The organism is Streptomyces sp. NPDC031418, assembly GCF_055581605.1.
The window spans coordinates 41,338-54,601 of sequence record NZ_JBVIJC010000009.1; the positions used below are offsets into that span (position 1 = coordinate 41,338).

The 13,264-nt window shown below is 73.4% G+C and carries 11 protein-coding genes; 3 read left to right on the forward strand and 8 right to left on the reverse strand.

Annotation, left to right across the window (positions count from 1 at the left end):
• Positions 1–91: 91 nt before the first annotated feature.
• Positions 92–1,738, forward strand: a complete 1,647-nt coding sequence (locus ACZ5CZ_RS14585; RefSeq protein ID WP_385841399.1) for an RICIN domain-containing protein — start codon at positions 92–94, stop codon at positions 1,736–1,738.
• 91 nt (positions 1,739–1,829) lie between these two features.
• On the opposite strand, the gene ACZ5CZ_RS14590 is transcribed toward ACZ5CZ_RS14585, so the two are convergent.
• From ACZ5CZ_RS14590 to ACZ5CZ_RS14625, 8 genes are all read right to left on the reverse strand, one after another.
• Positions 1,830–4,283 (reverse strand): non-reducing end alpha-L-arabinofuranosidase family hydrolase, encoded by a 2,454-nt coding sequence (locus ACZ5CZ_RS14590; protein WP_468942714.1) that lies wholly within the window; start codon positions 4,281–4,283, stop codon positions 1,830–1,832.
• 128 nt (positions 4,284–4,411) lie between these two features.
• On the reverse strand, positions 4,412–5,206 hold the full coding sequence (locus tag ACZ5CZ_RS14595) for a hypothetical protein (RefSeq protein WP_468942717.1): 795 nt from the start codon (positions 5,204–5,206) through the stop codon (positions 4,412–4,414).
• Positions 5,203–5,733 carry a SigE family RNA polymerase sigma factor gene (locus tag ACZ5CZ_RS14600; RefSeq protein ID WP_385841402.1) on the reverse strand — a complete coding sequence of 177 codons (531 nt, stop codon included), beginning with the start codon at positions 5,731–5,733 and terminating at the stop codon, positions 5,203–5,205. Before ACZ5CZ_RS14600 ends, ACZ5CZ_RS14595 begins: the two co-directional genes overlap by 4 nt.
• Before the next feature lie 112 nt (positions 5,734–5,845).
• Positions 5,846–7,540: a copper resistance CopC/CopD family protein gene (locus ACZ5CZ_RS14605; protein ID WP_468942720.1), complete on the reverse strand. Its 1,695-nt coding sequence runs from the start codon at positions 7,538–7,540 to the stop codon at positions 5,846–5,848.
• Between the two features lie 110 nt (positions 7,541–7,650).
• A complete protein-coding gene (locus tag ACZ5CZ_RS14610) occupies positions 7,651–8,424 on the reverse strand; it encodes an SDR family NAD(P)-dependent oxidoreductase (RefSeq protein WP_468942723.1) in 774 nt (257 codons plus the stop codon).
• Positions 8,421–8,936 carry a cupin domain-containing protein gene (locus tag ACZ5CZ_RS14615; protein WP_468942726.1) on the reverse strand — a complete coding sequence of 172 codons (516 nt, stop codon included), beginning with the start codon at positions 8,934–8,936 and terminating at the stop codon, positions 8,421–8,423. The genes ACZ5CZ_RS14610 and ACZ5CZ_RS14615 overlap by 4 nt, the downstream gene beginning before the upstream one ends.
• Positions 8,933–9,529 carry a GNAT family N-acetyltransferase gene (locus ACZ5CZ_RS14620; RefSeq protein WP_468942728.1) on the reverse strand — a complete coding sequence of 199 codons (597 nt, stop codon included), beginning with the start codon at positions 9,527–9,529 and terminating at the stop codon, positions 8,933–8,935. The genes ACZ5CZ_RS14615 and ACZ5CZ_RS14620 overlap by 4 nt, the downstream gene beginning before the upstream one ends.
• Positions 9,522–11,660 (reverse strand): penicillin acylase family protein, encoded by a 2,139-nt coding sequence (locus tag ACZ5CZ_RS14625; RefSeq protein ID WP_468942731.1) that lies wholly within the window; start codon positions 11,658–11,660, stop codon positions 9,522–9,524. Before ACZ5CZ_RS14625 ends, ACZ5CZ_RS14620 begins: the two co-directional genes overlap by 8 nt.
• A gap of 141 nt (positions 11,661–11,801) precedes the next feature.
• On the opposite strand from ACZ5CZ_RS14625, the gene ACZ5CZ_RS14630 reads away from it, so the two are divergent.
• Both ACZ5CZ_RS14630 and ACZ5CZ_RS14635 read left to right on the forward strand, forming a co-directional pair.
• Positions 11,802–12,410: an HhH-GPD-type base excision DNA repair protein gene (locus ACZ5CZ_RS14630; protein WP_468942733.1), complete on the forward strand. Its 609-nt coding sequence runs from the start codon at positions 11,802–11,804 to the stop codon at positions 12,408–12,410.
• 96 nt (positions 12,411–12,506) lie between these two features.
• On the forward strand, positions 12,507–13,208 hold the full coding sequence (locus ACZ5CZ_RS14635; RefSeq protein WP_468942735.1) for an HdeD family acid-resistance protein: 702 nt from the start codon (positions 12,507–12,509) through the stop codon (positions 13,206–13,208).
• Positions 13,209–13,264: the final 56 nt, after the last annotated feature.

Below are 13,264 nucleotides of genomic sequence, written 5' to 3' on the forward strand. Positions count from 1 at the left end.
GCCCAGACATGTCCCCGGCCCGCCCACGTCATCGGGGGCGTCCCGCGCCGACGGCGAGCGCGGTGGTCGTCCGAAGCACCGTGGCCGTCGGTTGCTCGCGCGTCGGGGTTTCTGGGCGGGTCTCGCCCTGGTGGTGGCGGCCGGCTCGGCTGTCGTGGTCAACCAGGCGTCGGCGGAGCAGAAGACCCTGGATCTGAAGAAGTGGTACGTGCTGGTCAACCGCGACAGCGGCAAGGTGCTGGACGACCGCGGTGCCGCCACGAACGACGGCGCGCCGGTGGTGCAGTGGGCGCGTCACGGCGGGGCCAACCAGCAGTGGCGGTTCATCGACGCGGGTGACGGCTACTACCGGCTCCAGAACCGCAGCTCCGGCAAGGTGCTGGACGACCTCGGCTGGTCGAAGAGCGCCGGTTCCGCCCTGGTGCAGTGGAAGGACCTGAACGGCACCAACCAGCAGTTCAAGCTGGCCAAGTCGCAGGGCGGCTACGTACGTCTGGTCAATCGCTTCAGTGGCCTGGCCGTCGATGTCCGCAACGGCGCCAAGGCCGACGGGGCCGATGTCGTCCAGGACCGCGACCGGGGCGGCGCCGACCAGCAGTGGCAGCTCGTCCCGGCCGGGAGTGTCGGCAGCGGTACGCCCACCGCGCCGGGCGACAGCTCGACGAAGCGCTTCATGGGCAGCAGCACGGTGCTCATCGGCGGCTCGGTGTCCGACGCCTCGGCGGCCGCCGCGCCGTTCGATGTGCGGTACGCCTATGTGCACAGCCAGCCCGCGCCCTCGTCGGACTACTATTCGGCGGCGCGCTGCCACGACGATTGGTCGGGCTGGTGGGGCTGCTGGAACGGCAGCACCACGGCGCCCGGCACCTACGTGACCTGGCGGGACTCGGTGGTGGCCCACGCGACGTACAAGGGCAGCCCGCGCCCGCAGAAGATGCTCTGGACCTGGTACTCGCTGCGCGACCTCGGGGACGCTGCGGGCCAGGGCGACGGTCCGGGCGAGGTCGTGGCCATCAACCGGCGCGACCTGCTCACCCGGTACATGAACGACTACCGGTTCTTCCTCCAGAAGATCGGCAACTCGAACGACATGATCGACCTCGAGCCCGACTTCTGGGGTTACGTCCGGTCGCTCGGCGATCCCCACAAGGTCGCCGCGCAGGTCTCGGCCGCGAATCCGACGGACTGCGGATCGCAGGAGAACAGCGCCGCCGGACTCTCCCGCTGCTTGATCGGCATGGCGCACAAGTACGCGCCGAACGCCGCCGTGGGGATGCACCTTTCCTGCTTCGACTGGGAGAACGACACCCAGAAGTGCGTCAAGGACTACGCGAGCCTCGGGGCGCAGAACGCCGACTTCCTGGTCTCCGATGTGACGGACCGCGATGCGGGCTGGTACGCACAGCCGGCCCACGGCGGCCGTGACACCTTCTGGAACGACCAGAAGGCCGCTGCCCGCCTGGCGTTCTACAAGACGATGGCCGAGTCCGTGGGCAAGCCGGTGGTCCTGTGGCAGATCCCCGTGGGCAACATGGCGCAGAACAACACCCTGAACCACTACAAGGACGACAAGGTGGACTGGCTGTTCGGGCACATGGACCAGGTGGCGAACGCACACATCGCCGGCCTGCTGTTCGGTCCGGGGCAGCAGGAGCAGACCACCGCTGAGACCGACGGCGGAAACCTGATCAACAAGACCATCGCCTACCACAACGCGGGCGGTACGGCCCTCAAGTAGGCAAGCCGGCGAGACATGCGAATGCGACCCCATCGAAGAGATGGGGTCGCATTCGTCTTGTCAGCCGGATGGTCAGTCCGGATCAGGCCGGTCAGCGCTGGAGGGTGAGGACACCCGGCCGCCACGGCAGTCGGTCGTAGGGACCGCTCGCGGACGGCGACTTGCCCTGGTAGAGGAGCTGGAGGTTGCAGGGGTCGACGGTCATGGTCTGGTCGGGGTTGTCGCGGACCAGGTCACCGTGGCTGATGTCGTTGGTCCAGGAGGCACCGCTGTTGGCCTTGCCGGCGAAGGGGTTGCTCTCGGTGGCGGCCTGCGGGGTCCACGAGCCGTTCAGGCTGGTGGCGGTGAAGGAGCGGAAGTAGCGCTGCTCGTTCGCACCCCGCGCCTCCACGATCATCAGGTACTGGTTCTGGCCCTTGACCTTGTACACCTGCGGCGCCTCGAACAGGTTCTTCACCGAGTCGCTCATGACCGTCGTGTACGACGACCCGAAGTTGCCCGGGAAGTTCCCGATCGGCATGCTCGCCCGGTAGATCTTGCCGTTGTCACCGGCGAAGAACAGGTACATGTTCTGGTCGTCGGCGATCAGGGTCTGGTCGATCGGACCGGTGGAGGACTCGGTCTTGGGGAGGCTGCCGGTGAACAGCGGCTGCGGTGCGGACCAGCCGCCCGGGTTGGTGGGGTCGCTCGACGTGCGGTAGGTGAAGGCCGACCCGCCCCACTGGGACGCCAGCACCCAGATCTTCTTGGGCGCGAAGTAGAACAGCGTGGGCGCCACCGCGGACTGGCTCATCCCGCTCTGGCCGGCCGACGCCATGTCCGACCAGTTCGTGAAGGGCCGGAACATCATCGAGCCGTACGACGCCCCCGCCACGCTCGACGCGTAGACCAGGTGCTTGCCGTTGTACGTCACGGTGGTGAAGTCCTTCACCGCGTCCCACCCGTTCGCCGGCTGCGCCAGCGCACCCGTGGACGCCCACCGGTACGTCGACGGAAGAGCACAGGTGCTGCCCGTCTGCGGGGACGTGGTCGCGGTCGACGGCCTGAAGTTCCAGTGCTGGTTGGCGCCGCCGGCGCCCGCGTCCCAGATCTGGACGGGAGTGCCGTCGGCGGTCCGGCCGCCGGGAGTCTCCAGCGCCCGGCCGCTGGCGACGTTGGTCAGGGTGTAGGAGCCGTCGTCGTTCCGGTGGGCCCGCCAGTGCTGGTTGGCGCCGCCGTTGGCGTCCCAGACCTGCACCCGCGTGCCGTTGGCCGTCTGGTTGCCCGGCTCGTCCAGCACCCGGCCGCTGGCGACATTGGTCAGCGTGTAGGTGCCGTCGCTGTTCCGGCTCGCCCGCCACTGCTGGTTGGAGGCACCGCCGGCGCCCCACACCTGGAGCGGGGTGCCGTTGCCGTTGTATCCCGCGGGCTCGTCGAGAACGCGTCCGGAGGCCGCGTTGGAGAGCGTGTAGACGGTGCCGGGGGTGATGCCCGCGGCCTGCGAGCCGTCGCCGCTGCCGCTGCCGCCCAGGGCTGTGAGCACCGAGCTGTACGCGGGCTTCTTGTTGCCGCCCCCGTCGAACAGCAGCGGGTTCTCACCGGTGCGCCAGGAGTCGCTGTCCCTGATCCCCCACACCGTGATGCCGGTGCAGCGGGCGACGTTCATGCACGCCTGGACGGCGCCCGCGTACGCCGACGGCGACGCCTGGGCGATGTCCAGCTCGGTGATCTGGACGTCGACGCCGAGCGCGGCGAACTTGGACAGGGTGGTCTGGAAGCTCGCGGGCGGTCCGCCGGCGCCGAAGTGGGACTGGAAGCCGACGCAGTCGATGGGCACTCCGCGCGACTTGAAGTCCTTGACCATCGCGTAGACGCCCTGGGTCTTGGCGTCGGTCCAGTTCTCGATGTTGTAGTCGTTGTAGCAGAGCTTGGCCGAGGGGTCGGCGGCCCGGGCGGTGCGGAACGCCTCCTCGATGAAGCCGTTGCCCAGCACGTCCTGGAAGACCGAGCTGCGGTGCTGTCCGCTGCCGCCGTCGGCGAACGCCTCGTTGACCACGTCCCAGGCGTAGATCTTGCCCTTGTAGTGGGACATCTCGGTGGTGATGTGGTTGTCCATCACCCTGCGCAGGGTGTTCGGGTCGGTGATGGACTTCACCCACGCGGGCAGCTGGCGGTACCAGACGAGGGTGTGGCCGCGCATCCGCTGGCCGTGCGCGGAGGCGTGGGCGACGATCGAGTCGGCCGGGCCGAAGGTGAAGGTGCCGCGGGACGGCTCGGTGGCGTCCCACTTCATCTCGTTCTCCGGGGTGACCATGTTGAATTCCCGGTCGAGAACGGTGGAGTACGTCGAGTCGCCGAGCCTGCCCGAGGCCACTGCCGTACCGAAGTAGCGGCCGCTGTCGGCCGCCGCACCGGCCAGGGTCGGCGTACCGGCGTGCGGCGTGCGTGCGGCCTGGGCGACCAGGGGTACGGCGGCACCGGCGGCGGCGAGGACCGCGGCGGCGGCGAGCACGCGACGGGCCGCCGGACGGCGGCGATGAGGGCGGTTCTGATCTGACAAGGGCATGTCCTTCTGGCACAACGGGCCTTGATCCGGCCCCGGTTACCCGTCAGTTGCCGCCACGCGCACAAAGGGTTGCCGCGATGGAGGAAGGAGTTTTCCCGGTCGCCGTCCCCCACCCGGTGCCGCGGCGTTCAGCGGGTCGGGACGAACCCTCCCCGGACCGACCCGGAGCCGCCCGGACCCTGCGCGTCGACGCGGTAGCCGTCGCCCGCGGCAGTGCGCTTGCCACTGCCGTTGTTGAACTGGGCGGCGAACTCATAACCCCCGGCCGGCACGGTCAGGCCCGGCTTGAGGACCCAGCGGTAGACCAGCGTGCCGCCGGCCTCCTGGACGGTGACGGTGAAGTCGGCGCCCGGCAGGGTCTGCCAGGTGCCGGTGCTCTGCACCCCGCCGGTCTGCGCGATCCGCATCTCGACCGTGAGCGAGGTGAGCGGCCGGGTCGTCTTGAGGACGAGGTTGCTCTGCGTCCAGTAGACGGTGCTTTTCGGGTCCAAGGAGCCGGCCGCCGACAGCGCGCCGTCGGGGCTCTCGCCGGCGGTCGGCGAGGGACTGGTGGCCGGCGGAGTCGGGCGCGCGCTGCCCGGGGAGGTGACCGGGGCCGGCGCCGCAGGGGTGGGCCGGGCGGATCGGTCCGGTGTCGGGTGCGGGGAGCCGCCGGTCGGGGACGGGGTGGCGGGCGTGGTCACGGTGGCCGGCGGCGACGAGTGCGCGACGATCGCGGCGACGGCCAGGCCGCCGGTCGCCAGGATGCCGGTGGCGGCGAGCCCGGCGAGCGCGATCCTGATCCCGGACCTCGCGAACGGCCGCGCGCGGTGCCGGACGGCCGGGCCGGCCATGCCGCGCTGCACCCGGGCCAGCATCCTTACGCGGTCGGGCCGGTGGTCCTCGGCGGCCTCGCGCAGCCGACGGGTGATCTCCTCGTTCACCGGTTCCTCCTCCCTGCCACCAGGTCCCCGGCCGCGCGTGCGCCCAGCATCCTCTCCAGCTCGGCCATGCCCTTCGAGGTCTGGCTCTTGACCGTACCGACCGAGATGCCCAGCGCCGCCGCCGTGTCCTTCTCCGACAGGTCGAAGGCGTGCCGCAGCACCACGCAGGCCCGCTTGCGGAACGGCAGCCGGGCGAGCGCCCCGCGGACGTCCAGCACGGCGGCCACGTCCGGCCCGTCCACTTTCTCGGCGGTGCGGGACCAGAACAGCGTGATCCGGCGTCGCTCGCGCACCGCGCTGCGGATCCGGCCGCGCGCCAGGTTGGCCACCACCCCGCGGGCGTACGCGAGCGGATGGTCGGCCCGCCGCAACCGGTCCCAGCGCTGCCACAGGGCGACCAGGGCATCCGCCGCGAGGTCGTCCGCCGCGTCGGTCTCGCCGGTCAGCAGGTGTGCGAGACGGGCGAGTTCGGCATAGTGGCGCTCGAAGAACTCATGGAACTCCGCGGACGCGTCGTCGAGGACCATCCCCCGGTCGCCCTCTCCTGGCAGATGATGTGCGCGTTGGTTGCGCGTTTAACAACAACGGGTGGCGCAGCCTAACAGTGCCCGCCGGCCGCCACCGACCCGGCAAGGCGGCCTACGGGGCGACCCGTACGGGTGCCGACACCGTCGTCTGGTCCGTCTCCGAGGTGCGGACCGTCGCCTTCAGGGTCCAGGTGCCGGGCAGCGGGAGGCGGAAGGAGTCGGTGGCCCAGTAGCCGCCGCGGTCGGTGATCCGCGTGTCCAGGGGGCCGATGCGCCGGGCGTCCAGGGTCAGGGTGACCCGGAGTTCGGGGACCGTGGACAGGCCGCCGTCGGGGCCGTAGACCACCGCCTGGACGGAGGTGCGGCCGACCCGTCCGGGGTCGAGGGTGATCTGCACACTGCCGTGGCCGCCGGGGCTGCCGGTGTCGAAGGGGAGGGTGGTGACCGACGCGGTCGGGATGCCAGCGGTGGCCGTGGGCCCGGTGGCCTCCGCTGTCGCCGTGCGCCCCGGGGCGGTCGCCGTGAGCAGGGTCGTCAGGGCCATCACCACCAGGGCCACGGCCGCCTCGGCCAGCACCGAGCGGCGCAGTTGGGGCAGGGCGGCCCCGGTGGACAGCCGGGACGTCCAGGTGCGCGAGCAGGCCGCCGCCAGCAGCAGCGCGGCGACCGCGGCCAGCTTGGCCAGCAGGGTGCGGCCGTACGACGTCTCGGTGAGCGCCTGCCAGGAGCCGAGGCCCCGCCAGGACTGGTAGACGCCGGTCACGGCCAGGACCGCCACCGAGGCGAGGGCCAGCCGGGAGAAGCGGGTCACGGTCGTGCGGGCGTCGGAGGCGCTCGGCAGGATCCGCAGGAGCGCGGCGAGACCGCCGAGCCAGGCGGCCATGGCCAGCAGATGCACGGTCGCCACGGTGATCGCGGGCACCACCTGGATGCCGGCCGCGGCGTGTCCGGCCGCCGTCCAGGTCAGCGCCAGGGGCAGGGCGAGGGCCGCCGCGGTGACCAGGGCGGTGCGCCGGGTCCGCCGCAGCAGCACGACGGCACCGGCCAGGAGCAGCAGCGCCAGGCGGGCGAGGAGCAGCGCGCCGGGGCGGGTCGTCGCCGTGTGGGCGAGGGCGGAGAGGGTGAGGGCGCTGGTGGGGGAGGTGCCCTCCTCGTAGGGGGCGCGCAGCAGGAAGAGGGCGATGGTGGTGGCCGCGAGGGTGCCGGCGGCGGCCGTGGCCGGGGTGCGCAGGGGGGCGGTCGTGGGCGGGCGGCAGTACGCCACGAACGCGGCCGTGCCCAGCAGGAGGGCCAGGGAGAGGTAGGCGAGGTAGCGCGCGATGGTGTGCAGGGCGGTGGTGACCGGGTTCTCCGCGCGCTGCGGCGGCGGTCCCGGCGGTGTGGCGCTGGGCTCGCCCACCGAGAAGGTGAACGCGCCGGACACCGGGTGGCTGTCGGCCGAGACCACCCGCCAGGCGACCGTGTAGGTGCCGGACGCGGCCCGGGCCGGGAAGCCGACCCGGACGGTGTCCGAGCGGCCCGGGGCGTGCTCGGCGGGGCCGGTGCGGACGGGGTGGTTGTGCGGGTCGTAGATCCGGACGGAGTCGGTGAGCAGGGCGACCGACTCGGTGAAGGCGAGGGTCAGCTGCCGGGGCGCGGTGCGCACCACGCTGCCGTCGGCGGGGGCCGTGCCGCGCAGGGCGGCGTGCGCCGCGGCGGGGGCCGCGGTGCCGAGCAGCAGCAGCGGGAACAGGAGCAGTCCGAGGAGGAGGTTCCGCAACGGAAGACGGCCCGGGCGTGCCTCGTCCGTCCGGCGCACGTCGTCCACCTGGTCCCTCCCTCACCGGATGCCGGCCTGCCGCCTGCGCTCGGCCGCCTGCCGCCTGTCGCCTGTCGCCTGTCGCCTCGGTAGAGGTACGCAGCGACGGGCCGAGCTGCTCACCAGGTCGGGCGGGCCGAGACGCCGCCGTCCACCACCAGGTCGTGCCCGGTGATCCAGGAGGCGAGCGGGGAGGCGAGGAACACGCATGCGTCCGCCACGTCCTTCGGGCGGCCGAGGCGGCCCGCGGGGGCGGCGGCGAGCCAGCGGCGGACGCCGTCCGGCCAGTCCCCGGCCAGCCCCGGGCGGTCGATCAGCCCCGGTGACACGGTGTTGACGCGGATGCCGAACGGGCCGTACTCCAGGGCCGCCGCGCGCGCGTGCGTCACCACCGCCGCCTTGGCCGCGCTGTAGTGGGCGTGGCCCGGGGCCGGGTGGCCGGCCTCGATGGAGGCGATGTGGGTGACGGTGCCGCCGCCGTGGGCGCGCAGATGCGCGGCGGCGGCCTGGGTGCAGGAGAAGACGCCGGTGAGGTCGGTGTCGACGACCGTGCGCCACTCGGCCGCCGTCATACCGGGCAGCGGCTGGACGGGCTGCACGGCCGCGTTGTTGACCAGCGCGGTGAGCGTGCCGCCGGACCACCGCACCGTCTCCCGGATCAGCCGGTGGCAGGCCTGTTCGTCCGTCAGGTCGGCCTGGAGTACGACCGCCTCGCCGCCCGCGGCCCGGATCCGCCCGGCGGTGTCCTCGGCCGCCGCGCGGGAGGTACGGCAGTGCAGGGCCACCTTCGCGCCCTCCTCGGCGAACCGCAGGGCGATGGCGCGGCCGATGCCGCCGCCGGCACCGGTGACGAGGGCGGTCTGTCCCGCCAGCAGAGGGGTGGGCCGGCTCATGGACGGCACAGTTCCCTGATCCGGGCGGCCTCGGCCGGATAACGCGCCGCAAGGACGTCCGCGTCGCCGTGTTCGTAGTCCGGGTAGGTGAATCCGGGGGCCATGGTGCAGCCGAACAGGCTCCAGGCCCCGCCCTGCGCCACCCGGGCCCCCATCCAGGTGCCCGCCGGAACGGTGAACTGGAGGTGCTGGCCGACGCGCAGGGCGGGGCCGAGGACGGCCGTGCGGGTGCTGCCGTCGGGGGCGAGGAGCAGCAGGTGGAGCGGGTCGCCGAGGTAGAAGTGCCAGATCTCGGCGAAGGGCAGGCGGTGCAGGGCGGAGAAGTCGTCGGCGGTGAGCAGGGCGACGATGGCGGTCCCCTCCGGCCGGCCGTCCGGCCGCTCGGGCCCGGCCCAGGTGCGCCGGAACAGGCCGCCCTCGCGGGGGATGGGTTCGAGGCCGTAGTGAGCGATCAGTTCCTCGGGGGTCGGCGCGCCGGACGTGCGGGCCGGGTGCGGGTCCGGGTTCGTCACCCGGGGAAGGCTACCTCCCGCGGCAGGAAGGCGAGTTGGGCCCGCTTCTCCGGGAGGTACACCTCGGGGAGGTCGACCTCCGGGAGGACGACCGCCGGCCCCCGGACGAATCCCTGGCGTTCGAAGCGGGCGATCGCCTTGGCGTTGCGGACGTCGGGGTCGACCACGAGCCGCTGCCGGTCGAGGACCAGCAGGGCGTATCCGGTGACCGCGGTGAGCAGGGCGGACGTCCAGCCGGGGCGCGGACCCTCCGGCCCGGCCGGGGCGAGCAGCAGGTGGACGCCGAGGTCGCCGGGGCGTACGTCGTAGACCTCGCCGACCCGGTCGGCGGCCGGTTCGTACGTCTGGAGCAGGGCCGCCGGCACGCCGTCCCTGGTGACCAGGTGGGCGTGGTGGGTGTCGAGACCGGCCATGTGGGTGTAGATCTCGGCGACCTGGTCGCGGGTGAGGCCGGTCATACCCCAGAAGGCGGCGCGCTCCTCGCTGACCCAGGCGTGGATCACGTCCGCGTCGGCGGCCGGGTCGAGGGGGCGGACGCGGACGGTGCCGTAGCCGTCGATGTGCTCTTCGTGGGGGAGGTGCGGGTCAGTCATCGGTCTCCTCGGTGGGGTCGGGGGTGAGCGAGGTCCAGTCGGTGACGACCGGGGCCAGTTCTCCCGCCCGCCACAGCGGGAGCTGGTCGTGGTGGTGCGGGCTGCCGGGGACGCCGTCGGCGCCGAAGGGGACCACCCAGCGGCTGTTGGCGCGGTCGGCGAGGTCCCAGACGTAGCGGGCGGCGGGACCGCGGGCCGCGCGGTCGGTGACGCCGGGCACGGCGGAGGTGCACAGCACGCAGTCGTGGTCCCCGGCGAGACCGGGTTCCGGCTCCGGCTCCTGCTCCGGCTCCTCGGGCAGGGCCCGCCAGGCGGCGAGCCGGTGGGTGTCCGCCCAGGTGCCGGTGGGCGGCGCGGCCGCGGTCTCCTCCAGGGCGGCGCGGACCAGGGCGGGGCGGTCGATGCCGTACAGCTTCTCGGCGCGGAGCAGGTGCTCCAGGGCGTAGCCGACGCGCGGGAGCAGGGCCAGCCAGGGGAGCAGCAGGTCGGGGTAGGCCGGGGGCTCGGCGAGCGGGGCGAGGACGGGGTGCGCGGCGATCCGGCGTACGACCGCGCCGCGCAGCGCGGCGTAGGCCGCCGCGTCGGTGCTGTCGGCGTCCATACGGCGGTCCCAGGCGAGCAGGCGGTCGCGCAGCCGGGCCGCGGCGGGGGTCAGCCCGTCGAGGGCGGCGAGGTGGTCGAGGAGGGGTCCGGCGGAGCCGAGGTGGGTGTCGGTGTGGAGCGCGGGCATGGCGTCGGCGGTCCAGGTGGGGCGCGCGTCGAGCAGGTCCTGGATGCGGGTGGCGCGGTGCGGCGGGGCGAACTCGACGCCGAGGGGGGAGGCGAGGCCGCGCTCGTTGGCCATGACGGCGGTGCCGTCGGGCGTGGGCGCGTACGGCGTCTCGTGCCAGCCCTGCCACTCGTGGCCGGGGAGCCAGGCGGGCACGGGGTGCAGACGGTTGGCACGGGCGCGGAGCGGGACCCGGCCGGCGATGCGGTGCAGGGTGCCTCCGGCCGTGTCGGCGGCCAGGACGGTGTTGACCGGTTCGGCCCAGGAGTCCAGGGCCCGGTCGACGTCGGCGACGGTGCGGGCGCGCAGGAGGGGGAGGAGGGCGCTGAAGCCGAGGTCCTCCGTGACCCGGGGCGGGTAGCGCAGGGCCAGGGCGGTGGTGTCGTCGCCGTCGCCCACGACGCCCGGATCGGCACCCTCTATGACGCCCGCGTCCAGGCCCTCCGGCCCTCCGGCGATCACCGGGCCGCGCGGGGTCTCGATCAGCTCGATCTCCAGCGGGGGTTCGTGCGCGATGTGGACCGTCTCGGTGTGGCGGGTGGCGCGGTGCCAGTGGCCGTCGGGGCCCAGGGCCTCCACTCCCGCGCCGGTGCGGCGCAGCCGCTCGCGGTAGAGGTCCTGGTAGTCGGCCATGGCGTGGGTGATGGCCCAGGCGACCTGGCCGGTGTGCCCGAAGTGGGCGATGCCGGGGATGCCGGGGACGGCCAGGCCGACCACGTCGAACTCGGGGCAGGACAGGCGGATCTGCTGGTAGACCCCGGGGTCCTCGATGAAGCGGTGGGGGTCGCCGGCGATCAGGGCGTGCCCGGTGTCCGTGCGGTCGCCGGTGACCAGCCAGCCGTTGCTGCCGGCCGTGCCGGGGCCGTCCGTGGCGAACAGGCCGACGGCGTCGGGGCCGAGGTGCCGGATCGCCTGCTCGCGCCAGAGCTTGGCGGGGAAGCCGGCGAAGAGGATGTGGGTGGAGAGCCAGACGGCGAGGGGTGTCCAGGGCTGCCAGGGGCCGGGGGTGAGACCGGTGCGGGCGAACTCGGGGGCCCGGCGGGCGCCGCGCGGCAGGCCCTCGTTGACCCCCTCGACATAGGCGCGGACCCAGTCCGCCGTCTCCGCGTCCCGGCGTTCCAGCGCGGTGAAGCAGCGGCGGGCGGTGTCGTCGAGGCGGGCGCGGCGGGCGAGGACGTCCCAGGAGAGGGCGGCGGCGCCGAGGAAGGCGGCCGAGGTGCCCTGGGCGCGGTGGCGTTCGACCTCCAGTTGCCAGGCGCGGTCCAGCGCGGTCACCCGGCCCTGGGCGCGGGCGAGTTCGCGGGCGTCGGCGGCGCGCAGGTGCGGGATGCCCCAGGCGTCGCGCCAGGTCTCGGTGGTCACCCGGGACCCCCTTCACTTTAGGTTAGCCTTGCCTAACTTAATGGTCGAATCGTACGTGAGCGGTGGCCCTGCACGGCACCCGCACCCGGGTCGCGGGAGACCGGCCATGCCGGATCACCGGCCGCGCGGGATCATCGACCCATGGACGTCACCCTCCACCTCGCCCAGGACCCCGACGCCGACGCGCTGCTCGGACGCTCCCCGCTCGCCGCGCTCGTCGGCATGCTGCTGGACCAGCAGATCCCGATGGAGTGGGCGTTCAAGGGGCCCCGGACCATCGCCGACCGGCTCGGCGCCGAGGACCTGGACGCGCACGACATCGCCGCGATGGACCCGGAGGCCTTCGCCGCGGTGCTCTCCGAGAAGCCGGCGGTGCACCGGTACCCGGGCTCGATGGCCAAGCGGGTGCAGCAGCTGTGCCAGTACCTGACCGACCACTACGACGGTGACGCCGAGGCCGTCTGGCGGGACGTCGCCACCGGCGCCGAGCTGCGGAAACGACTGGAGGAGCTGCCGGGGTTCGGCAAGCAGAAGGCGCAGATCTTCCTCGCCCTGCTGGGCAAGCAGCTCGGGGTCGCGCCCGAGGGCTGGCGGGAGGCCGCGGGGCCGTACGGCGAGGCGAAGTCCTTCCGGTCCGTCGCCGACATCACCGGACCCGAGTCGCTGGCCAAGGTGCGCGCCCACAAGCAGGAGATGAAGGCGGCGGCGAAGGCGGCGAAGGCCTCCGGCACGTCGAGCGGCACCGGCTGACCCGGCCCGCCCCGGCCCCGGCCGGGCGGGCCGCGGTGTCACCCGTTCGGACGCTGCCCGCTGGCAGGGCCGTGGGCGCCGGGCCAACGATGGATCATGACCGAGGCACCGAACAGCGGCCCGGACTGGGGCCGCGAGTACGACGACCGGCATGTGCACGCGAGTACGCCACCCGGTGGCGGCACCCGGGAGTCCGCGCCGCCGGGTGGCGGCCACCGGGAACCCGAGCCGCCGTTCGAGGGGCCGCTGCACGCCCTGTCGCAGGCCGCCTGGCAGGTCGTCCTGGTCACCGGCATCGCCTCGCTGATCCTGGGCGTCCTGGTGCTCGTCTGGCCCGGCCCCTCGCTGCTCGTGGTCGGCGTCCTCTTCGGCGTCTACCTGCTGATCAGCGGCGTCTTCCAGCTGGTCGCCGCCTTCGGCACGCACAAGGCGACCTCGCTGCGGGTGCTGGCCTTCGTCAGCGGCGCCCTGTCGGTCGTGCTCGGCCTGTTCTGCTTCCGCGGGCCCATGCAGTCGATCCTGCTGCTCGCCCTGTGGATCGGCATCGGCTGGGTGATCCGCGGCATCACCCAGACCCTGGCGGCCGCCTCCGACCCCCGCATGCCCGCCCGCGGCTGGCAGGTGTTCCTCGGGGTCCTCACCTTCCTCGCCGGCATCGTGCTGATCGACTCACCGTTCCGCTCGGTCGCCGTACTGACCCTCGTCGGCGGCATCTGGCTGGTCGTGGTCGGCATCGTGGAGATCGTCACCGCCTTCGGCATCCGCAGCCGGGCCCGCCAGATCCCACGGACCGTGTGAACCCGGTCAACCCCGCACCCACCCCGTTCACCCGGCTCCCGGTCCACAGCCTGTGC